This window comes from Variovorax glacialis, from assembly GCF_051216375.1.
Classification (GTDB): Bacteria; Pseudomonadota; Gammaproteobacteria; order Burkholderiales; family Burkholderiaceae_C; genus Variovorax.
Genome location: NZ_JBPJZT010000003.1, coordinates 480323 through 500834 on the forward strand (window position 1 = coordinate 480323; position 20512 = coordinate 500834).

The following is a 20512-nucleotide window of genomic DNA, read 5'->3' on the forward strand; positions in this document are numbered from 1 at the left end:
CTCATCCTCCTGTGAGCGCCAGCGTCACCCGATAGGTGATCCAGCACGCAATGTAGGCGAGCCCGAACAAATAGCCAGCCATGATCCACACGTAGCGCCAGGAGCCGGTCTCCCGCTTGACCGTGGCCAGCGTCGAAATGCACTGCGGCGCGAACACGTACCAGACGAGCAGCGACAGCGCCGTCGCCAGCGACCAGCTGCTCGCGATCAGGGGTTGGAGCTGGCCCGCCACGTCGTCGCCGGTCGCGGAAAGCGCGTAGACCGTCCCGAGGGCGCCCACCGCCACCTCGCGCGCCGCCATCCCGGGCACCAGCGCGATCGAGATCTGCCAGTTGAAGCCAATCGGCGCGAAGATGTGCTCGAGGCCGCGGCCGATCATGCCCGCCAGGCTGTGCTGGATGGCCGGGCCGGTCGCGCCTTCCGGGGGTGACGGGAAGGTCGAGAGAAACCACAGCAGGATCGTGAGCGTGAGGATGATCGTCCCCACGCGCTGGATGAAGATCCATGCCCGCTCGTAGAGCCCCAGCGCGAGGTTGCGCAGATTGGGCCAGCGGTAGGCTGGCAGTTCCATCATGAGCGGCGAATGCTGCTTGCTGTCGCGGAAGCGCTTCATGACCCAGGCCACGGCCATCGCCGAGACGATGCCGAAGACGTACAGCGCGAACAGCACCACGCCCTGCAGGTTGAACACGCCGCCAACCGTGCGCGCCGGGATGAAGGCGGCAATCAGCAACGCATACACCGGCAGGCGCGCCGAACAGGTCATGAGCGGCGCGATCATGATCGTGGTGATCCGGTCACGCCAGTTGCTGATGGTTCGCGTGGCCATCACACCGGGAATCGCGCAGGCGAAGCTCGACAGCAGCGGAATGAAGGAGCGGCCGGAGAGCCCCACGGTGCTCATGACGCGATCGAGCAGGAAGGCCGCGCGCGGCAGGTAGCCCGAGTCTTCCAGCGCCAGGATGAACAAGAAGAGGATCAGGATCTGCGGCAGAAAGACGATGACGCCGCCGACGCCGGCGATGATGCCGTCGACCAGCAGGCTCTGCAGCATGCCCTCGGGAACGACGCGCTTGATGAGTTCGCCGAACGCGGCGGTGGCGTCCTTGATGGCGTCCATCGGCACCTCGGCCCAGCTGAACACGGCCTGGAACATCAGGAACATCGTGATTGCCAGCACCAACATGCCCCACAGCGGGTGCATCACGACGCGGTCGATGCGGTCGCTGGTGGCGAGGCTGCCGACTGGCTCGTGAACCGCGAGTCCGAGGATGCGGCGCACTTCCCGCTGCGTGTCGAGCACATCCTCCAGGCCCGGCGCATGCCAGGGCTTCGGCGCCATGGCGGCGACAGGCGCATCGAGCGCTTCGAGCAGGCCTCGGGCGCCGCCGCTGTGCACGCCGACCGTCTCGATCACCGGCACGCCGAGTTCGCGCGCGAGCACTTTCGCATCGACCACGATGCCCTGCTTCTTCGCCATGTCGGTCATGTTGAGCGCCACGACCATCGGCAGTCCCAGACGCTTGGCCTCGAGCACCAGCCGGAGATTGAGGCGCAGGTTGGTCGCGTCGGTCACGCAAACCAGCAGTTCGGGCGGCGCCTCGGTGCTCTTGCCGGTGACCACGTCGCGCGTGACCGCCTCGTCGGCCGACAGCGCGTTGAGGCTGTAGGCGCCCGGCAGGTCAAGCACGAAGACACGCCGGCCCGCGGCCGTTCGAAAGGTGCCCTCCTTGCGCTCGACCGTCACGCCGGCATAGTTCGCGACCTTCTGGCGACTGCCGGTGAGCAGGTTGAACAGCGCGGTCTTGCCGCAATTGGGATTGCCCAGCAACGCGATGCGCTCCGGCGGGCTTTTCGAGCTGGCGGCGCCGGGCTGGAAGTTCAGCGTCGCTTCAACCATGGCCTGCGGCTCCTGGCGTTACGCGAATCAGCGATGCCTCGTGGCGGCGCAGGGCGAACGTGGTGTGCCCGAGGCGCACGGCCAATGGCTCGCGGCCAGGCACGCCATTCGCGACGATGCACACCGCCTCGCCCGGAACGAACCCGATTTCGGTCAGCCGAAGCACCAGTTCGCGATCCTCGGGCGCATCGGGCCGAACGACGTCAAGCACGGTGGCCCACTGATGATTGGGAAGCTGATGGAGGCTGATGGCGGCCAAGGCCGCGCCGGTCATTGTGGTCACCCGCGTATCCAGATCGACAAAATGAGAATTATTCTCGAAAACTGGGCGCCGCGGGCAAATCAGCGCAAATGGGCGGTAAAACCATGCCTTTAAGAAGGCACCTGCAGGCTCACGCAGCAAGCAGCTGCCGCAGCACAAAGGGCAGGATCCCGCCGTGCTTGTAGTAGTCGACCTCGATGGGCGTGTCGATGCGCAATCGGACCGTCACTTCCTGGTGGGTGCCGTCCGGGCGATGGACGACGATCTTCACGTCCATCTGCGGCTTGAGTTCACCGCCGATGACCACATCGACTTTCTCGTCGCCCGTAAGGCCGAGACTTTCCCATGAATCCGCGCCACGGAACTGCAACGGCAACACGCCCATGCCGACCAGGTTCGCGCGGTGGATACGTTCGAAGCTGCGGGCGACCACGGCCTTGATGCCCAGCAATTGCGTGCCCTTGGCCGCCCAGTCGCGCGAGGAGCCCGTGCCGTATTCCTCGCCGCCGAAGACCACCGTCGGAACGCCCTGCTTCATGTACTTCATGGCGGCGTCGTAGATGAACATCTTCTCGTTGCCGGGCTGGAAGAGCGTCAGGCCGCCCTCCTCGCGCGAGCCGTCCGGCCCGGCGGGGATCATGAGGTTCTTGATGCGCACATTGGCGAAGGTGCCGCGCATCATCACGTCATGGTTGCCTCGGCGCGAGCCGTAGCTGTTGAAGTCCGCCTTGGATACGCCGTGCGCCTTGAGCCAGATGCCGGCCGGGGAGCTTTCCTTGATGGAGCCCGCGGGCGAGATGTGGTCGGTCGTGATCGAGTCGCCGAACAGCGCCATGATGCGCGCACCGGTAAAGCCGGCATCCGTTGCGTGCGGCTTCATCTTGAAGCCCTCGAAGAACGGCGGCTCGGCGATGTAGGTGGACTTCGGCCAGTCGTAGACCTGGCCGGCCGTGCCCTTGATGCTGCTCCAGAGCTTGCCCGGGTTGTCCTTGATCTGCTCATAGTTCTGGCGGAAGACCTTCGCGTTCATCGCGAAGCGCAGGTTGTCGTCGATCTCCTTCATCGTGGGCCAGATGTCGCCCAGATAGACGTCCTGGCCCTTCTTGCCCTTGCCCACCGGCTGGGTCATCAGGTCGACCATCACATTGCCGGCGATCGCAAACGCCACCACCAGCGGCGGCGAGGCCAGGAAGTTCGCCTTCAGGTTGGGATGGATGCGGGCCTCGAAATTGCGGTTGCCCGAGAGCACCGCGGCGCCGATCAGGTTGTTCCTGGTAATGACTTCGTTGATCTCGGCCGTGAGATCGCCCGCATTGCCGATGCAGGTCGTGCAGCCATAGCCGGCCAGGTAGAAGCCCAGCTTCTCGAGGTACGGCAGCAGGCCGGCCTTCTCCAGGTACTCGGTCACGATGCGCGATCCGGGCGCCAGCGAGGTCTTGACGTGCGGCTTCACCGTGAGGCCGGCCTCGACCGCCTTCTTCGCCAGCAGGCCCGCGGCCAGCATCACGCTGGGGTTCGAGGTGTTGGTGCAGGAAGTGATGGCGGCGATCAGCACGTCGCCGTTGCCGATGGTCACCTCTCCCTTGGGCGCAGGGGGCGCGGTCGCTCCCACGTGCGCCGCAGCCTTGGTCGAGCGATTGGCGACCATCTCGACGACCTGCCGGGGCGCACCGGGCGGCGGGGGTGCGGCTTCCTGCTCACCGGCGCTGCCACTCTGAGTCAGCGGGTAGCGCAGCTTCAGCGTATCGGCCGGCTGGTTGAAGCCGTTGGCCTCGTTCGGCTTGCTGTACAGCTCCGAGAACTTGGTCGCCAGGTGCCCCAGGTCGATGCGGTCCTGCGGCCGCTTCGGGCCGGCCAGGCTCGGCGAGACCGTGCCCAGGTCGAGCTTGACGACCTTGGTGTATTCCAACTCGCCGGGCGCCGGCATGCCGAACAAGCCCTGCGCCTTGTAGTAGGCCTCGAAGCGCTCGATCTCGGCATCGGTGCGGCCCGTGCCCTTGAAGTAGGCGACCGTCATCTCGTCGACCGGGAAGAAGCCCATGGTCGCACCGTACTCGGGCGCCATGTTGCCGATGGTCGCGCGGTCGGGCACGGCGATCGAGGCCGCCCCAGGGCCGAAGAACTCGACGAACTTGCCCACCACCTTCTCGCCCCGCAGGATGGCCGTGACGTACAGCACCAGGTCGGTGGCGGTGACGCCTTCGCGCAGCTTGCCGGTGAGTTCGAAACCCACCACGTCGGGCGTCAGCATGTAGACCGGCTGCCCCAGCATCGCCGCCTCGGCCTCGATGCCGCCCACGCCCCAGCCCACCACGCCGATGCCGTTGATCATCGTCGTGTGGCTGTCGGTGCCGACCAGCGAATCGGGGTAGTAGACCGGCGGGTCGCCATTGTCGTGCGGGCTCTTGTACACGCCGCGTGCGAAGTATTCGAGGTTGACCTGGTGGACGATGCCGAAGCCCGGCGGCACCACGCCGAAGGTGTCGAAGGCCTGCATGCCCCATTTCATGAACTGGTAGCGCTCGTTGTTGCGCTGGAACTCCAGCTTCATGTTGAGGTCGAGCGCCTTCGGCGTGCCGTAGTAGTCGACCATCACCGAGTGGTCGACGACGAGGTCGACCGGCACCAGCGGCTCGATCGTCTTGGGCGACTTGCCGAGCGACTGCGCCACGCTGCGCATCGCGGCCAGGTCGGCCAGGAGCGGCACGCCGGTGAAGTCCTGCAGCACCACGCGCGTGACGACGAAAGGCACCTCGTCCGTGCGCTCGGCATTGGGCGACCAGTTCGCCAGCTGCTCGACGTGCTCCGCGGTGACCTTCTGGCCGTCGCAGTTGCGCAGCACGGATTCGAGCACGATGCGGATCGACACCGGCAGCTTGTCGACATTGGGATATTGCTTGGCGAGTTCCTTGAGCGACCAGTACTTCCCGGACTTGCCCGATGCGGTCTTGAAAGTCTTCAGCGTGGGGGCAAAGGCGTGTGCCGGTTCTTTGGCCATGAGGAAACTCCTTTTTGGTTCGGGGAAGCTTCTCAAAGATTAGCAGGGATCGATGACATCGGTACAGGCATGACGTGAGAGGTCATGGCCTTTCCGCCGGCCTTCACTAGGATGGCGGCCATGAGCATCCCAAGCAGCCCGCCGACCGCGGCCGATCCGTTCGGCACCCATCTTCGCCATTGGCGCCAGCATCGCCGGCTCAGCCAGCTCGACCTGGCGAACGAAGCACAGGTTTCGACGCGGCACCTCAGCTATGTGGAAACCGGCCGCGCCGAGCCCAGCCGCGAGATGGTGCTGCGCCTCGCCGAGCGGCTGGAGGTGCCACTGCGGGAACGCAATGCGCTGCTCGTCGCGGCGGGTTACGCGCCGATGTACCGCCAGCGCTCGCTGGACGATCCGGCATTGGCGTCGGCACGGCGGGCGGTCGATCTCGTGCTCAAGGGTCACGAGCCTTTTCCGGCGCTGGCCGTGGATCGCCACTGGAACCTGGTGGCGCACAACGCGCTGGTTCCCTTGCTGATGGCCGGGGCCGCACCGGAACTGGTCAAGCCGCCGATCAACGTCCTCCGGCTCAGCCTGCACCCGGACGGCCTGGCTTCGCGGATCGCCAACCTGGCGCAATGGCGTGCGCACCTGCTCGAACGGCTGCAGCAGCAGATCGCCGCCACGGGCGATGCCGCGCTGTCCGCGTTGCACGACGAGCTTGCCGCCTATCCGACGCCGAGCGTCAGCCACGACGCGCCAGCGGCCGGCGGCGAACTCGCCAACGTGGTCGTGCCCTTTCAACTCGTCACACCCAGCGGCCTCCTGAGTTTCATCAGCACCACCACGATCTTCGGCACGCCGGTCGACGTCACCCTGCAGGAACTCGCGGTGGAGTCGTTCTTTCCCGCCGATGCGCAGACGGCGAAGGCGCTGGCCGCGCTGGCTGCGCAACCGCCGGCGTGACGCCGCGGCGTCGGTGCAGGACGACACGCGAACGCGCCATGCCAGCGCGCTGGCATCGCATCGATGGGCCTAGGTTGAAGTCTTCAACCCAATCCCATCCATGGAGAACGCACATGAGTACCACCGACGAACAATCCAAGCTCTGGGACCTGATCAAGGACACCCGCTACGGCATGCTGACCCATCGCCATGACGACGGGCGACTCCACAGCCATCCCCTGACCACGCAGAACAAGAAATTCGACGAAGGCGCCACGCTCTACTTCTTCGTGCCGAAGGATGGGGACATCGCCCGTCACGTGGTCGACGACCCGAGTGTCAACGTGTCCTATGCGGACACCGACGCGGACAGCTATGTCTCGATCTCGGGCGAAGCCGCGCTGGTCGAAGACCAGGCCAGGAAGGATGCGCTCTTCACTGCGATGGCAAAAGCGTGGTTCCCCAAGGGCGCCAGTGACCCGAACCTGGGTCTGCTCGCCGTTCGCATCGTCGACGCCGAATACTGGGACGTGAAGGACAGCAAGATGGTCCAGCTTCTTAAGATGGCAACGGCGGCGGTCACCGGCAAGCCGCCGACGCACCTGGCAGAGCATAAGAAGCTCGACGTGGTCTGAACGTGGGCTGCGAGCGCCCATGAAAAAGCCCCGCCGAGGCGGGGCCTTAGAAGGATGCCGGAAGTCGATCAGGCTGCCACTGTCGCAGCAATGTCCTTGTACTCGTCGATCTTGTCGAAGTTCAGGTACTGGTAGATCTGTTCACTGGAAGCATCGATCACGCCGACGTTGGTCATGTACTCCTCGCGGGTCGGAATGCGACCGAGGCGCGAGCAGATGGCCGCGAGTTCGGCGCTGCCCAAGTACACATTGGTGTTCTTGCCCAGACGGTTGGGAAAGTTCCGCGTGCTGGTCGACATCACTGTCGCACCCTCGCGCACCTGCGCCTGGTTGCCCATGCACAGCGAGCAGCCGGGCATCTCGGTGCGTGCGCCGGCATTGCCGAAGACGCCGTAGTGGCCTTCCTCGGTGAGTTGCTGTGCATCCATCTTGGTCGGGGGCGCGATCCACAGCTTGACCGGAATGTCGCGCTTGCCTTCGAGCAGCTTCGATGCGGCGCGGAAGTGGCCGATGTTGGTCATGCACGAGCCGATGAACACTTCGTCGATCGCGGCGCCGGCCACGTCCGACAGCGTCTTCACGTCGTCGGGGTCGTTCGGGCAGGCCACGATCGGCTCGTGGATGTCGGCCAGGTCGATCTCGATCACGGCGGCGTAGTCGGCGTCGTCATCGCCCTTGAGCAGTTGCGGATCCTTCAACCAGGCTTCCTGCGCGGCGATCCGGCGGGCCAGCGTGCGGCCATCGGCGTAGCCTTCGGCAATCATCCACCGCATCAGCGTGATGTTGCTGTTGATGTACTCGATGATCGGTTCCTTGTTCAGGTGCACCGTGCAACCGGCGGCCGAGCGTTCGGCCGAAGCGTCGCTGAGCTCGAACGCCTGTTCGACCTTGAGGTCCGGCAGGCCTTCGATTTCGAGGATGCGGCCGGAGAAGATGTTCTTCTTGCCCTTCTTCTCGACGGTCAGCAGGCCCTGCTTGATGGCGTACAGGGGGATCGCATTGACCAGGTCGCGCAGCGTCACGCCGGGCTGCATCTTGCCCTTGAAGCGCACCAGCACCGATTCGGGCATGTCGAGCGGCATCACGCCGGTGGCGGCCGCGAAGGCCACGAGGCCCGAACCCGCGGGGAAGCTGATGCCGATCGGGAAGCGGGTGTGGCTGTCGCCGCCCGTGCCCACGGTGTCGGGGGTCAGCAGGCGATTGAGCCAGCTGTGGATCACGCCGTCGCCCGGACGCAGCGAGACGCCGCCGCGCGTTGCCATGAAATCTGGCAGTTCGTGGTGCATCTTGACGTCGACCTTCTTCGGGTAGGCCGCCGTGTGGCAGAAGGACTGCATCACGAGGTCGGCGCTGAAGCCCAGGCAGGCCAGGTCCTTCAGTTCGTCGCGGGTCATCGGGCCGGTGGTGTCCTGGCTGCCGACCGAGGTCATCTTGGGCTCGCAGTAGGTACCGGGGCGAACGCCCTGGCCTTCCGGCAGGCCGCAGGCGCGGCCGACCATCTTCTGCGCGAGCGAGAAGCCCTTCTTGGTATCGACCGGGCTGACCGGCAGGCGGAACAGCGTCGAAGCCGGCAGGCCCAGCGCTTCGCGTGCCTTGGCCGTGAGGCCACGGCCGATGATCAGCGGAATGCGGCCGCCGGCGCGCACTTCGTCGAACAGCACATCGCTCTTGACGGAGAACTCGGCGATGACCTTGCCGTCCTTCAGCGCCTTGCCTTCATAGGGACGCAGTTCGACGACGTCGCCCATGTTCATCTGGCTGACGTCGAGCTCGATAGGGAGCGCGCCGGAGTCTTCCATCGTGTTGTAGAAGATGGGGGCGATCTTGCCGCCGAGGCAGACGCCGCCGAAACGCTTGTTCGGCACGTAGGGGATGTCTTCGCCGGTGAACCACAGCACCGAGTTGGTTGCGCTCTTGCGCGACGAGCCTGTACCGACCACGTCGCCGGCATAGGCCACCAGGTGGCCGCGGGCGCGCAGGTCTTCGATGAACTTCACCGGGCCGCGCTTGCCGTCTTCCTCGGGGACGATGCCGGGACGTGCGTTCTTGTGCATCGCGAGTGCGTGCATCGGGATGTCCGGACGCGTCGTCGCGTCGGGCGCGGGCGACAGGTCGTCGGTGTTGATTTCACCGGCCACCTTGAAGATGCTGACGGTGATGCTCTGGGGCACTTCGGGGCGGCTGGTGAACCACTCGGCATCGGCCCAGCTTTGCAGCACGGCCTTGGCATTGGCGTTGTTCGCGTCGGCCTTTTCCTTGACGTCGTGGAACTGGTCGAACATCAGCAGCGTCTTCTTGAGGCCTTCGGCCGCGACGGCGCCGACTTCGGCATCGTCAAGCAGGTCGACCAGCGGTCCGATGTTGTAGCCGCCGAGCATGGTGCCGAGCAGTTCGGTCGCGCGGGCGCGCGTCAGCAGCAGGCTCTTCTCGGTGCCATGTGCCACGGCGGCGAGGTAGCTCGCCTTGACCTTGGCCGCGTCGTCCACACCCGCAGGCACGCGGTGCGTCAGCAGGTTGAGCAGGAACTCGGCGTCGGCAGCGGCCGGCGACTTCATGAGCTCGATCAGCTCGGCAGTCTGCTTGGCAGTGAGCGGCAGGGGCGGGATGCCGAGCGCGGCGCGCTCGGCGACATGGTCAACGTAGGCTTGCAACATCTTCTTTTCTCCGGAAACACAAATGGGCGGGCGGCTCCCGCGACAAGCAAGAGCCGCGCCTTGACTTACTGCTTGGTCGTGGACGCCGAATCGTCGAACAGGCTCTTGGGCGGGTTCTTCTTCATGTCCTCGGCGAACTCGGCCTGCTTGGCGGCCTGGCATTCGTCGGCAAGACGCAGGCCCTGCTTCTGGCTCATCAGCATGGACTTGTTGCCCAGCTGCAGCCACATGGCGCCTTGACGGGGGTCCTCGAGACGGATCGCGCCCGTGCGGCTTTCAACCGGGTGCAGGCGATAGCGAACGTTGGCGTGCGTCAGCGTGAAGAAGCCGGGCTTCTTGTCGTCGGCCACGATGTCGACGCTCGCACCGAGCTCGCACTTGATCATGCCCGTGTAGACACGTTCCGCGACCTTCAGGTCCTCGGCCGTCAGGGTGACGTCGGTTTCCTCGACGATCGGCTGCTTTTCTTCCAGCTTCTTGACGATCTTCTTGGGCAGCACCTTGTGGGTGACCTTCGGCTTGTTGCCCTGGGGCGGCGTGGCGGTCTGGGCCGTTGCTGCCAGCGGGATTGCCAAGGCAGCGGCGGCGATCAGCGCAATTGTCTTCATGGTGGAGTTCTTTCGAGGGTTGGGTTTCAGGATGAAGAGGGGGCAAACCACGCTTGCGCTTCGGGAGGCAAAGTGCGGCCCGTGGCGTGCGCCCGCTCCAGGACCTGCCAGAAATGGCGGTAACTGGCGCGGTCATGCAATGTGCCATCGATGCTCACCGGCGCCCACGCGGCCGAAGCGGCAGCAGCGGTGATTTTTGTAGCGATTTGAATCTGCCGGTCGTCGGGCGCAAAAGCCTCGAGGATGGGGCGGATCTGGTTGGGGTGGATGCTCCACATGCGCGTGTAGCCGAATTCGCTGGCCGCTCTTCGTGCCGCGGCGCGCATCGCGTCGATGTCGTTGAACTCTGTCACCACGCAGTGCGAGGGCACCTTGCCGTGGGCGTGGGCGGCGGAAGCGATGTCCAGCTTGGCGCGCACCACCAAGGGGTGCGAAAACTGTCCCGCGGCGCCCATGCCGTCGGCGGGAATCGCACCACCGTGGGACGACACGAAGTCCATCAAACCGAAACTGAGCGACTGCACGCGCGGGTGCGCGGCGATCTCGAAGGCGCGATGAACAGCCAGCGGCGATTCGATCAGCACATGCAAGGGAAGCGCCTCGGCGCCGGCGGCGTCGAGCGCTTCGGCCGCCTCGCGAACGTCGTCGATAGACTCCACCTTCGGGACCATCAGATGGCTCAGGCGGTGGCCCGCGCGACCTGCGATCGTGATCACGTCCCCGGCAAAGCTGGGATGGTCGACCGGATGGACCCGCACGCCGACGCGCATGCCGGATGCCGCGGACAGCGCGAGTTCGGTGACCAGCGCCGCATGCTCGGCCTCACCACCGACCGGGGCGCCATCCTCGCAGTCGAGCGTCACATCGAAGACGCAGGCGCCGAACTCGGCCGCCATCTCGGCCTGCAGCGCGAGGCTCTTGCGCATTCGTGCTTCGACGCCGCTGTAGTGGTCGCAGACGGGCAGCACGACGGTACCGGCCCGCGCGCCGAGCAGCACCTCGCGGGGATGCAGGCTGGGGGAGGTGGATGCGCTCATTCGGTGCTCACGCCTTCCGCTGCGCCACGATGAACATGCGCGGGAAGGCCAGCAGCAGGCGGCCGTCGCTGCGCGGCGGATAGGCCGTCGCGATGCGCTTTTCGTACTCGGCGAGGTAGCTGCTGCGCAATTCGGGCGTCAGGCGATCGACGAAGGGCTTCAGGCCGGTGCCGCTGACCCATTCGACGATGGCGGCTGCGGAGGCCATGGGATGTTGGTATGCCGTGCGCCACACATCGACCTTGGCTGCATCGGCAGCGAGCAGGTCGTAGTAGCCGTCGATCGACAAGAGTTGCGTGCGCAGCTTGTCGGCGTTGCCGATGGCGATCGCCCAGGGCGCCTCGGCCGCGACCTCGCGCATCAGGCGATGCGTGGGCTCCTGGCGGTTGTCGGGCATCTGGATCGCCAGCACGCCGCCCGGTGCCAGCGCGGCGAAGAGCCTGGGAATCAGCGCTTCGTGGTCGGGCACCCATTGAAGGGCGGCATTGGCGTAGATGAGATCGGGCGGCTGCTCGGGCTGCCAGGTCGCGATGTCGCTGAATTCAAAGCGGGCTTGCGGCAGGCGTTCCCGCGCGCTCGCCAGCATGGCCTCGGAGTTGTCGGTGCCGACAACGGCAGCGCCGGCGAAGCGCTGCACGAGCAGCTCGGTGGAGTTACCCGGCCCGCAACCGAGATCGACCACATGGGCCGCCTCGGTCAGCGGTACCCGCGCCAGCAGTTCTGCTGCCGGGCGCGTGCGCTCATCCTCGAAGCGACGATAAAGCGCGGGATTCCAGTCGAGCATGGTCAGGTTGGGCAATGTCTGCAGGCTGCGCAACGGCGCCCTTCGTGAAACACCGCGGACCCGGCTTTGCCGGGCCGCAGGTGTTGCCCCCTGCAAGGGGGTTGGCGAAGCGACACGCAGTGCGCGAAGCCTGGGGGTTTACAGCAAGTGGGCTACACCGGCTTGTTCGTCTTGCAGCTCTTTCAGCGTCTTGTTGATGCGCTCCTGGCTGAATGCGTCGATCTCGAGGCCTTCGACCAACTTGTACTCGCCGTTTTCCGTGGTGACGGGGAAGCCGAAGATCACGTCCTTCGGAATGCCGTACTGGCCGTCCGACGGGATGCCCATCGTGACCCACTTGCCGTTGGAGCCCAGGGCCCAGTCGCGCATGTGGTCGATGGCTGCATTGGCGGCCGAGGCGGCCGACGACAGGCCGCGCGCCTCGATGATCGCCGCGCCGCGCTTGCCGACGGTCGGCAGGAACACATCGGCGTTCCAGACCTGATCGTTGATGAGGTCCTTGACGCCCTTGCCGCCGACAGTGGCAAAGCGGTAGTCGGCGTACATGGTGGGCGAGTGATTGCCCCAGACGGTGAGCTTCTCGATGTCGCCCACGGCCGTGCCGGTCTTTGCGGCGATCTGGCTGGCGGCGCGGTTGTGGTCGAGACGCAGCATGGCGGTGAAGTTCTTGCGCGGCAGGCTCGGCGCGCTCTTCATCGCGATGTAGGCGTTGGTATTGGCGGGGTTGCCGACCACCAGCACCTTGACGTTGCGGCTGGCGACCTGGTCGAGCGCCTTGCCCTGTGCCGTGAAGATCTGTGCGTTGGCAGCGAGCAGGTCGGCGCGCTCCATGCCGGGGCCACGCGGACGGGCACCGACGAGCAGCGCGTAGTCGGCATCCTTGAAGGCGACCAGCGGGTCACCGGTGGGGATCACGCCTGCGAGCAGCGGGAAGGCGCAGTCCTCGAGTTCCATGATCACGCCCTTGAGCGCCTTCTGGGCCTTCTCGTCGGGGATCTCGAGCAGTTGCAGGATGACCGGCTGGTCCTTGCCAAGCATTTCGCCGGAGGCGATGCGGAACAGCAGGGCGTAACCGATTTGGCCAGCGGCACCGGTGACGGCAACGCGAACAGGCTTTTTGCTCATGGGAAAACTCCAGGAAATGATGGGAAACGGTGCACAGCCGCGGAGTGCGGCCACGAGGTCGGCCCGGGACAGTGGCCCGGGCTTCAGGCCGTCTTCGATTTTATGCCGATTTGCGGATTCGATGGCGCCTGTCTTATGTCTTATATAAGATGTCGACCTGAAGGCACCTTCGCGGTGCGTCCCTGCACGCCATGACCACCTCCCCCACCGCCATCGCGGAGCCCTCGACACCGTCATTCAGTCCGCTTTATCAGCAGATCAAGTCGTTGATCCTGCAGAGCCTGCATGCCGGTGAATGGAAGCCGGGAGAGCCGATCCCCAGCGAAATCGACTTGGCCGCCCGCTTCCGCGTGAGCCAGGGCACCGTGCGCAAGGCGATCGATGAACTCGCTGCCGAAAACCTCGTGGTCCGCCGCCAGGGCAAGGGCACCTTCGTCGCGACCCATGCCGAGCAGCACGTGCAGTACAGATTCCTGAAGCTGGTCCCCGACAGCGGTGACGTCGACAGCGAAGGCCCTGCCGAGCGGGAGATCGTCGATTGCCGCCGCCAGCGTGCCTCCGCCGACGTGGCACGCGCGCTTGCACTGCGCACCGGCGACCCGGTGCTTCAAGTCCGGCGCGTGCTGGCATACCGCGGCACGCCGACCATCCTCGAAGACCTCTGGCTCCCCGGCGCCCAGTTCAAGGGCCTGACCGCAGAGCGCCTCACCGCATGGCACGGCCCGATGTACTCGCTGTTCGAAACCGAATTCGGCGTGCGCATGGTCCGCGCCGAAGAAAAGATCCGCGCCGTCCTGCCCGACGAGGCGCAAGCCGCATTGCTCGCCGTCTCCACCGCGACACCACTCCTCAGCGTCGAAAGAGTCGCGCACACCTATCACGACACCCCCATGGAACTGCGCCGCGGCCTCTACCGCACCGACACCCACCACTACAGAAACGAACTCGGATGAACCTACGCCTTAAAAAAGGTCGGCGCTGTTCCAGGGCTGCCGCGGACCCGGCTTCGCCGGACCGCCGGCAGCGCCCCCGGCAGGGGGTAGGCGGCCACACGAAGTGGGCAAGCCTGGGGGCGAGCAACAACCGTGTTGCGTTGCAATAGAATTTTGAGTTGTTTGCATTTCTGCTACAGATCAAGCCGCCCCTCGAAAAAAACCGAAAGTCCCCATGACAGAGATGGCCACACCACCACGAACCACGCGGCGAGAGTTCCGCAACATCAACGCCTTCACCGACCTGACCACCTATCGGCTTCCACCGGCCGGTCTCGTGTCGATCCTGCACCGCGTGAGCGGCGCCCTGATGTTCCTGCTGCTGCCCTTCATCATCTGGATGTTCGACACCTCCGTGTCCTCCGAGATCTCCTATGCCCGCTTCAAGGCCGCCTTCAACAGCGGCCTTGGTTTCGTTCCGGGCTGGTTCCTGAAGCTGGTCGCCCTCGCATTGATCTGGGCCTACCTTCATCACTTCATCGCCGGACTGCGCCACCTGTGGATGGACGTGAGCCACGCCGCGGTGAGCAAGGAATTCGGCCACAGTTCGGCCCTCGCAACGCTGGCGATCAGCATCCTGCTGACCATCGTCCTCGGCGCCAAGCTGTTCGGCCTGTATTGAGAAGAGGGAGCACGAAATGTCTGTGAACTACGGCTCCAAGCGCACCGTCGTCGGCGCGCACTACGGCATGCGCGACTGGCTCAGCCAGCGCATCACCGGCGCCCTGATGGCGCTATTCACCCTCATCCTGCTCGCCCAGGTGATCTTCACGCGCGGGCCGATCGGCTACGACGCGTGGGCCGGCATCTTCGCCGCGCAATGGATGAAGGTCCTCACCTTCGTGGTGATTGCGTCGCTTCTCTATCACGTCTGGGTCGGCATGCGTGACATCTGGATGGACTACGTCCAGCCGGTCGGCATCCGACTCGTCTGCCAAGTTTTCACGATCGTCTGGCTTGTAGCGTGCGCGGGTTGGGCCATTCAAGTGCTCTGGAGGCTGTGATGCCCCCAGGCTTTTCGTTTCAGGAGTCCTGACCCCATGACCTATACCAAAGAACAAATCACCAAGCGGAAGTTCGACGTCGTCATCGTCGGCGCCGGCGGCTCCGGCATGCGCGCCTCGCTGCAACTCGCACGTGCCGGCCTCAACGTGGCCGTGCTGTCCAAAGTGTTTCCGACACGCTCGCACACGGTTGCTGCACAAGGCGGCGTCGGCGCGTCCCTCGGCAACATGAGCGAGGACAACTGGCACTTCCACTTCTACGACACGATCAAGGGCTCCGACTGGCTCGGCGACCAGGATGCGATCGAGTTCATGTGCCGCGAAGCACCGAAGGTCGTGTACGAGCTCGAACACTTCGGCATGCCCTTCGACCGCAATCCGGACGGCACCATCTATCAGCGTCCCTTCGGCGGCCACACGGCCAACTACGGCGAGAAGCCGGTCCAGCGCGCTTGCGCAGCGGCCGACCGTACCGGCCACGCGATGCTGCACACGCTCTATCAGAAGAACGTCGAGGCCCGCACGCAGTTCTTTGTCGAGTGGATGGCCCTCGACCTGATCCGCGACGCCGAAGGCGACGTGGTCGGCGTGACCGCCCTCGAAATGGAAACCGGCGACCTGCACATCCTGCAGGCCAAGACCGTGCTGCTGGCCACCGGCGGCGCGGGCCGCATCTTCGCCGCTTCGACCAACGCCTTCATCAACACCGGCGACGGGCTCGGCATGGCCGCCCGCGCAGGCATTCCTCTGCAGGACATGGAGTTCTGGCAGTTCCACCCGACCGGCGTGGCCGGCGCCGGCGTGCTGCTGACCGAAGGTTGCCGCGGCGAAGGCGCGATCCTGCTGAACAGCAACGGCGAGCGCTTCATGGAGCGCTACGCCCCCACGCTGAAGGACCTCGCACCGCGTGACTTCGTCTCGCGTTCGATGGACCAGGAAATCAAGGAAGGCCGCGGCTGCGGCCCGAACAAGGACTACGTGCTGCTGAAGCTCGATCACCTCGGTGCCGAGACGATCCACAAGCGCCTGCCTTCGGTGTACGAGATCGGCGTCAACTTCGCCAACGTCGACATCACCAAGGAACCGATCCCGGTCGTGCCCACCATCCATTACCAGATGGGCGGCATCCCCACCAACATCAACGGCCAGGTCGTGATCCAGAAGGGCGAGGAAAACAGCGCCATCGTCAATGGCCTCTACGCCGTCGGCGAATGCTCCTGCGTGAGCGTGCACGGCGCCAACCGCCTGGGCACCAACTCGCTGCTCGACCTGCTGGTGTTCGGCCGCGCGGCCGGCAACCACATCGTCGAGTTCAACGACAAGCTCAAGGAGCACAAGGAACTCCCGGCCGATGCCGCCGACCGCACGCTGGAGCGCCTCAACCAGCTCGAACGCTCGACGAGCGGCGAATACGCGCAGGACGTGGCCAACGAGATCCGCGCCGTCATGCAGCAGCATGCCGCCGTGTTCCGCAAGCAGGCGTCGATGGACGAAGGCGTCCAGAAGATCGCCGCGGTGCGCGAGCGCGTCGCAGCCGTCACGCTCAAGGACAAGTCGCGCGTGTTCAACACCGCGCGCATCGAGGCCCTGGAAGTCGACAACCTGATCGAAGTGGCACAGGCCACGATGGTGTCGGCCGCCGCCCGCAAGGAATGTCGTGGTGCCCACACCGTGGAGGACTACGAACGCCCGGCCGACGACCCCGTCGCGCCGCTCGGCCGTGACGACGCCAACTGGATGAAGCACACGCTTTGGTACAGCCAGGACAACCGCCTCTCGTACAAGCCCGTCAAGCTGCAGCCGCTGACGGTCGCGTCCGTTCCGCCCAAGGTTCGCACGTTCTAAGCCCAAGATAAAGCATCACAAGGTCAACACGATGAAGCGCACATTTCAGATCTACCGCTACGACCCGGACAAGGACGCCAAGCCCTACATGCAGACCATCGAGATCGAACTCGACGGTCACGAGCGCATGCTGCTCGACGCCCTGATGAAGCTCAAGGCGCAGGACCCGACGCTGTCGTTCCGCCGCTCCTGCCGCGAAGGCGTCTGCGGCTCGGACGCGATGAACATCAACGGCAAGAACGGCCTGGCCTGCCTGACCAACATGCTCACGCTCAAGGGCACGATCGTGCTGAAGCCGCTGCCCGGCCTGCCGGTGATCCGCGACTTGATCGTCGACATGACGCAGTTCTTCAAGCAGTACAACTCGATCAAGCCGTACCTGCAGAACGACACGGTGCCGCCCGAGAAGGAGCGCCTGCAGTCGCCCGAGGAACGCGATGAGCTCAACGGCCTCTACGAGTGCATCCTGTGCGCGAGCTGCTCGACGAGTTGCCCGAGCTTCTGGTGGAACCCGGACAAGTTCGTCGGCCCGGCCGGCCTGCTGCAGGCCTACCGCTTCATCGCCGACAGCCGCGACGAAGCCACCGGCGAGCGCCTGGACAACCTGGAAGACCCGTACCGGCTCTTCCGCTGCCATACGATCATGAACTGCGTGGACGTGTGCCCCAAGGGATTGAACCCGACCCGCGCGATCGGCAAGATCAAGGAACTCATGGTGCGCCGCGCCATCTAGTGAGAACTTGAACCCATGCAAGCCGCCGACGACCTCGACCAGCCCATCAGCGAACGCGCGCTGAGCAAGCTGAAATGGCGCTGCCGTCGCGGCCTGCTCGAGAATGACCTGTTCATTGCCCGTTTTTTCGAACGGCACGAAGAAAACCTGACCCGCGGGCAGGCACAGGCACTGGAGACATTGATGGATCTGTCGGACAACGATCTGCTCGACCTTCTGCTTCGGCGAAAGGAGCCCGAGCCCGAATGGGCCGGGGCCGGGGTGATCGCACTGTTGCAGCTGATGCGCACCGACGGCGCGCAATCCTTATCCTCCTGACCAATCCTTTGAAAGACACCCGAAATGAAAGCTTCCGAGACCAAGGCCACTCTGTCGTTCAGTAACGGCGGACAGAACGTCGAGTTGCCGATCTACAAGGGCACGATGGGCCCCGATGTGATCGACATCCGCAAGCTCTACGCCCAGACGGGCATGTTCACCTACGACCCGGGCTTCATGTCGACCGCTTCGTGCGAGTCCGCCATCACCTACATCGATGGCGACAAGGGCGAACTGCTGTACCGCGGCTACCCCATCGAGCAGCTCGCGACCAACTGCGACTTCCTCGAAACCTGCCATCTGCTGCTGTACGGTGAACTGCCCGACGCGGACCAGAAGGTCAACTTCACGAAGCTCGTGACCAACCACACGATGGTCAACGAGCAGATGCAATTCTTCCTGCGCGGCTTCCGCCGTGATGCGCACCCGATGGCCATCATGACCGGCCTCGTCGGCGCGCTGTCGGCCTTCTATCACGACAGCACGGACATCAACAATCCGAAGCACCGCGAGATCGCCGCGATCCGCCTGATCGCGAAGATGCCGACGCTGGTCGCCATGGCCTACAAGTACACCGTGGGCCAGCCCTACATGTACCCGAAGAACGAACTCAGCTACGCGGGCAACTTCCTGCACATGATGTTCGCGACGCCGTGCGAAGAGTACAAGGTGAGCCCGGTCCTCGAACGCGCGCTCGACCGCATCTTCATCCTGCACGCCGACCACGAGCAGAACGCCTCGACCTCGACCGTGCGCCTGTGCGGTTCGTCGGGCACCAATCCGTTCGCGGCAATTGCGGCCGGCGTGGCGTGCCTCTGGGGCCCGGCCCACGGCGGCGCCAACGAGGCGGCGCTCAACATGCTATACGACATCCAGAAGGCGGGCGGCGTCGAGAAAATCGGCGAGTTCATCAAGCAGGTCAAGGACAAGAGTTCCAACGTCAAGCTGATGGGCTTCGGGCACCGCGTCTACAAGAACTACGACCCGCGCGCCAAGCTGATGCAGGAAACCTGCAAGGAAGTGCTCGGCGAACTGGGCCTGGAAAACGACCCGCTGTTCAAGCTGGCGATGGCGCTCGAGAAGATCGCCCTCGAGGACGAATACTTCGTGTCGCGCAAGCTCTACCCGAACGTCGATTTCTACTCGGGCATCGTGCAGCGCGCGATCGGCATCCCGGTGCCGCTGTTCACCGCGATCTTCGCGCTGGCACGCACGGTCGGCTGGATCGCCCAGCTCAACGAAATGATCGGTGACCCCGAGTACAAGATCGGCCGCCCGCGTCAGCTGTTCGAAGGCTCGGCCAAGCGTGACGTGAAGCCCATCGCCCAACGCTGATTGCCGCAAGGCTCTCAACCAGGAAAGCTGCCTTCGGGCAGCTTTTTTGCGTTTTGGCTGACACGGATGGTCAGGCGGCGCGAATACCTTGGTGGCCCGGGGGAATGAATCCATTCGCCTTTTGTCTGGACCATTGAAGGAGTCATCATGAAGAAGCTTGTCGCACTCGTCGCCGTCGCCTTTGCCTTCGCCGTTCCGCTTGCCGGCTGCAACACCGTGAAGGGCGCCGGCCAGGACATCCAGAAGGGTGGCCAGAAGATGGAAGACGCAGCGCAGAAGAAGCAGTAACGCCGGGCTGCCGTGGCGCTCATCGCGCCACGGCAGCGAATCCATCGCCGTTCACGATGGCTTGAACGCCAAAACGGAGGGAAAATAGCGGCTTCCATCTCTGAACGAGATGTCCAAGCCCCATGATTTCATCCGAACGCAGCTTCGCCCGCCGCATCGACCTCACGTCGCTGCAGTTGTTCGTGGCCGTCTGCGAGCTCGGCAGCATCGGGCGTGCGGCGGAACGCGAATTCATCGCCGCTTCGGCGATCAGCAAGCGGCTCTCCGATCTCGAAGCGACGCTCGGCACGCCCCTCCTCTATCGCCATGCGCGCGGGGTCGATCTGACGCCTGCGGGCGAAAGCCTCTTGCATCACGCCCGTTCCGTGCTGTACAGCCTCGAGAAGATGCAGGGCGAACTCAGCGAATACGCGGACGGCGTCCGCGGCCACGTGCGGGTCCATGCCAACATCTCGGCGATCGTGCAGTTCCTCCCCGAGGACCTCGGCGCCTTCACGCGCGAGCACGACGCGATCAAGATCGATCTCGAAGAACATCTCAGCAGCGAAGTGGTTCGCGCCGTCCACGAGGGCGCGGCGGATCTGGGCATCTGCCATCTGCCGGAAGGCACGAGCGAGTTGCAGAGCCTTCCCTACCGGGAGGATTCGCTCGTGCTGATCGTGCCAGGCGGTCACCCCCTTTCGAGGCACCGTTCAATCGACTTCGCAGCATCGCTTGATTTCGACCATGTCGGCCTCCACACCAACAGCTCGATCTACGTCGCGATGCACCAGGCTGCATTGGCCGCGAATCGCACCATCCGCCTGCGTATCCACGTGACCGGCCTCGATGCGATGTGCCGCATGATCGAGAACGGCCTGGGTGTCGGTGTGATGCCGCAGAAGGCCTTTGAACTGATGCGCGGCGGCATCGGCCGCAGCCTCAAGAGCATCACGCTGAACGACCCCTGGGCCGCACGGGCGATCCGGCTGGTCGCCCGCGACTTCTCGACACTCCCCGTGGCGGCGCGCATGCTCGTCACGCATCTCCAGGCACCGGCCGGCAAGCCCGACCAGCTCGCCGCATGA

19 protein-coding genes are annotated in these 20512 nt (G+C 64.9%); 11 read left to right on the forward strand and 8 right to left on the reverse strand.

Annotation, left to right across the window (positions count from 1 at the left end; all coding sequences use genetic code 11):
* Position 1 precedes the first annotated feature (1 nt).
* The 3 genes from feoB to ACSFBL_RS11000 all read right to left on the reverse strand — a co-directional run bounded on the left by feoB (position 2) and on the right by ACSFBL_RS11000 (position 5160).
* The gene (gene feoB / locus ACSFBL_RS10990; protein WP_435515793.1) at positions 2-1900 is read right to left on the reverse strand and encodes a ferrous iron transporter B; all 1899 of its coding nucleotides are present in this window, start codon (positions 1898-1900) and stop codon (positions 2-4) included.
* The gene (locus ACSFBL_RS10995; protein WP_435515933.1) at positions 1893-2174 is read right to left on the reverse strand and encodes a FeoA family protein; all 282 of its coding nucleotides are present in this window, start codon (positions 2172-2174) and stop codon (positions 1893-1895) included. Before ACSFBL_RS10995 ends, feoB begins: the two co-directional genes overlap by 8 nt.
* Before the next feature lie 118 nt (positions 2175-2292).
* A complete protein-coding gene (locus tag ACSFBL_RS11000; RefSeq protein WP_435515794.1) occupies positions 2293-5160 on the reverse strand; it encodes an aconitate hydratase in 2868 nt (955 codons plus the stop codon).
* A 111-nt stretch (positions 5161-5271) separates the two neighbouring features.
* Here ACSFBL_RS11000 and ACSFBL_RS11005 point away from each other — a divergent pair, with 111 nt between their 5' ends.
* Both ACSFBL_RS11005 and ACSFBL_RS11010 read left to right on the forward strand, forming a co-directional pair.
* Positions 5272-6108: a helix-turn-helix domain-containing protein gene (locus ACSFBL_RS11005; protein WP_475539793.1), complete on the forward strand. Its 837-nt coding sequence runs from the start codon at positions 5272-5274 to the stop codon at positions 6106-6108.
* Between the two features lie 113 nt (positions 6109-6221).
* The gene (locus tag ACSFBL_RS11010) at positions 6222-6722 is read left to right on the forward strand and encodes a pyridoxamine 5'-phosphate oxidase family protein (protein WP_435515796.1); all 501 of its coding nucleotides are present in this window, start codon (positions 6222-6224) and stop codon (positions 6720-6722) included.
* Between the two features lie 68 nt (positions 6723-6790).
* Here ACSFBL_RS11010 and acnB read toward each other — a convergent pair whose 3' ends face one another.
* From acnB to ACSFBL_RS11035, 5 genes are all read right to left on the reverse strand, one after another.
* Positions 6791-9376, reverse strand: coding sequence for a bifunctional aconitate hydratase 2/2-methylisocitrate dehydratase (gene acnB / locus ACSFBL_RS11015; RefSeq protein ID WP_435515797.1), 2586 nt, complete (start codon positions 9374-9376; stop codon positions 6791-6793).
* A 65-nt stretch (positions 9377-9441) separates the two neighbouring features.
* Positions 9442-9984: a hypothetical protein gene (locus tag ACSFBL_RS11020; RefSeq protein ID WP_435515798.1), complete on the reverse strand. Its 543-nt coding sequence runs from the start codon at positions 9982-9984 to the stop codon at positions 9442-9444.
* A 26-nt stretch (positions 9985-10010) separates the two neighbouring features.
* On the reverse strand, positions 10011-11021 hold the full coding sequence (locus ACSFBL_RS11025) for an HpcH/HpaI aldolase/citrate lyase family protein (protein ID WP_435515799.1): 1011 nt from the start codon (positions 11019-11021) through the stop codon (positions 10011-10013).
* Between the two features lie 7 nt (positions 11022-11028).
* Entirely contained in the window at positions 11029-11805 is a 777-nt protein-coding gene (gene tam, locus ACSFBL_RS11030) for a trans-aconitate 2-methyltransferase (RefSeq protein WP_435515934.1), read from the reverse strand.
* Between the two features lie 138 nt (positions 11806-11943).
* A complete protein-coding gene (locus ACSFBL_RS11035) occupies positions 11944-12930 on the reverse strand; it encodes a malate dehydrogenase (RefSeq protein WP_435515800.1) in 987 nt (328 codons plus the stop codon).
* 191 nt (positions 12931-13121) lie between these two features.
* On the opposite strand from ACSFBL_RS11035, the gene ACSFBL_RS11040 reads away from it, so the two are divergent.
* The 9 genes from ACSFBL_RS11040 (at position 13122) to ACSFBL_RS11080 (ending at position 20512) form a co-directional block, all read left to right on the forward strand.
* Complete coding sequence (locus ACSFBL_RS11040; protein WP_435515801.1) at positions 13122-13883, forward strand: GntR family transcriptional regulator; 762 nt, start codon at positions 13122-13124, stop codon at positions 13881-13883.
* A gap of 214 nt (positions 13884-14097) precedes the next feature.
* Positions 14098-14544, forward strand: a complete 447-nt coding sequence (gene sdhC, locus ACSFBL_RS11045; protein WP_435515802.1) for a succinate dehydrogenase, cytochrome b556 subunit — start codon at positions 14098-14100, stop codon at positions 14542-14544.
* Positions 14545-14560: 16 nt separating this feature from the next.
* On the forward strand, positions 14561-14926 hold the full coding sequence (gene sdhD / locus ACSFBL_RS11050; protein ID WP_435515803.1) for a succinate dehydrogenase, hydrophobic membrane anchor protein: 366 nt from the start codon (positions 14561-14563) through the stop codon (positions 14924-14926).
* A 36-nt stretch (positions 14927-14962) separates the two neighbouring features.
* On the forward strand, positions 14963-16771 hold the full coding sequence (gene sdhA / locus ACSFBL_RS11055) for a succinate dehydrogenase flavoprotein subunit (RefSeq protein ID WP_435515804.1): 1809 nt from the start codon (positions 14963-14965) through the stop codon (positions 16769-16771).
* Positions 16772-16802: 31 nt separating this feature from the next.
* A complete protein-coding gene (locus tag ACSFBL_RS11060; RefSeq protein WP_435515805.1) occupies positions 16803-17504 on the forward strand; it encodes a succinate dehydrogenase iron-sulfur subunit in 702 nt (233 codons plus the stop codon).
* Positions 17505-17519: 15 nt separating this feature from the next.
* Complete coding sequence (locus ACSFBL_RS11065; protein ID WP_435515806.1) at positions 17520-17822, forward strand: FAD assembly factor SdhE; 303 nt, start codon at positions 17520-17522, stop codon at positions 17820-17822.
* A 24-nt stretch (positions 17823-17846) separates the two neighbouring features.
* Positions 17847-19157, forward strand: coding sequence for a citrate synthase (gene gltA, locus ACSFBL_RS11070; protein WP_435515807.1), 1311 nt, complete (start codon positions 17847-17849; stop codon positions 19155-19157).
* A gap of 147 nt (positions 19158-19304) precedes the next feature.
* Complete coding sequence (locus ACSFBL_RS11075) at positions 19305-19445, forward strand: entericidin A/B family lipoprotein (protein WP_435515808.1); 141 nt, start codon at positions 19305-19307, stop codon at positions 19443-19445.
* A gap of 122 nt (positions 19446-19567) precedes the next feature.
* Positions 19568-20512 carry a LysR substrate-binding domain-containing protein gene (locus tag ACSFBL_RS11080; protein WP_435515809.1) on the forward strand — a complete coding sequence of 315 codons (945 nt, stop codon included), beginning with the start codon at positions 19568-19570 and terminating at the stop codon, positions 20510-20512.

What these genes read in the sequence shown, in the direction of transcription:
- feoB (WP_435515793.1), bottom strand. Translation starts at nt 1,900, where the DNA reads ATGGTTGAAGCGACGCTGAACTTCCAGCCCGGCGCCGCCAGCTCGAAA.
- ACSFBL_RS10995 (WP_435515933.1), bottom strand. Translation starts at nt 2,174, where the DNA reads ATGACCGGCGCGGCCTTGGCCGCCATCAGCCTCCATCAGCTTCCCAAT.
- ACSFBL_RS11000 (WP_435515794.1), bottom strand. Translation starts at nt 5,160, where the DNA reads ATGGCCAAAGAACCGGCACACGCCTTTGCCCCCACGCTGAAGACTTTC.
- ACSFBL_RS11005 (WP_475539793.1), top strand. Translation starts at nt 5,272, where the DNA reads ATGGCGGCCATGAGCATCCCAAGCAGCCCGCCGACCGCGGCCGATCCG.
- ACSFBL_RS11010 (WP_435515796.1), top strand. Translation starts at nt 6,222, where the DNA reads ATGAGTACCACCGACGAACAATCCAAGCTCTGGGACCTGATCAAGGAC.
- acnB (WP_435515797.1), bottom strand. Translation starts at nt 9,376, where the DNA reads ATGTTGCAAGCCTACGTTGACCATGTCGCCGAGCGCGCCGCGCTCGGC.
- ACSFBL_RS11020 (WP_435515798.1), bottom strand. Translation starts at nt 9,984, where the DNA reads ATGAAGACAATTGCGCTGATCGCCGCCGCTGCCTTGGCAATCCCGCTG.
- ACSFBL_RS11025 (WP_435515799.1), bottom strand. Translation starts at nt 11,021, where the DNA reads ATGAGCGCATCCACCTCCCCCAGCCTGCATCCCCGCGAGGTGCTGCTC.
- tam (WP_435515934.1), bottom strand. Translation starts at nt 11,805, where the DNA reads ATGCTCGACTGGAATCCCGCGCTTTATCGTCGCTTCGAGGATGAGCGC.
- ACSFBL_RS11035 (WP_435515800.1), bottom strand. Translation starts at nt 12,930, where the DNA reads ATGAGCAAAAAGCCTGTTCGCGTTGCCGTCACCGGTGCCGCTGGCCAA.
- ACSFBL_RS11040 (WP_435515801.1), top strand. Translation starts at nt 13,122, where the DNA reads ATGACCACCTCCCCCACCGCCATCGCGGAGCCCTCGACACCGTCATTC.
- sdhC (WP_435515802.1), top strand. Translation starts at nt 14,098, where the DNA reads ATGACAGAGATGGCCACACCACCACGAACCACGCGGCGAGAGTTCCGC.
- sdhD (WP_435515803.1), top strand. Translation starts at nt 14,561, where the DNA reads ATGTCTGTGAACTACGGCTCCAAGCGCACCGTCGTCGGCGCGCACTAC.
- sdhA (WP_435515804.1), top strand. Translation starts at nt 14,963, where the DNA reads ATGACCTATACCAAAGAACAAATCACCAAGCGGAAGTTCGACGTCGTC.
- ACSFBL_RS11060 (WP_435515805.1), top strand. Translation starts at nt 16,803, where the DNA reads ATGAAGCGCACATTTCAGATCTACCGCTACGACCCGGACAAGGACGCC.
- ACSFBL_RS11065 (WP_435515806.1), top strand. Translation starts at nt 17,520, where the DNA reads ATGCAAGCCGCCGACGACCTCGACCAGCCCATCAGCGAACGCGCGCTG.
- gltA (WP_435515807.1), top strand. Translation starts at nt 17,847, where the DNA reads ATGAAAGCTTCCGAGACCAAGGCCACTCTGTCGTTCAGTAACGGCGGA.
- ACSFBL_RS11075 (WP_435515808.1), top strand. Translation starts at nt 19,305, where the DNA reads ATGAAGAAGCTTGTCGCACTCGTCGCCGTCGCCTTTGCCTTCGCCGTT.
- ACSFBL_RS11080 (WP_435515809.1), top strand. Translation starts at nt 19,568, where the DNA reads ATGATTTCATCCGAACGCAGCTTCGCCCGCCGCATCGACCTCACGTCG.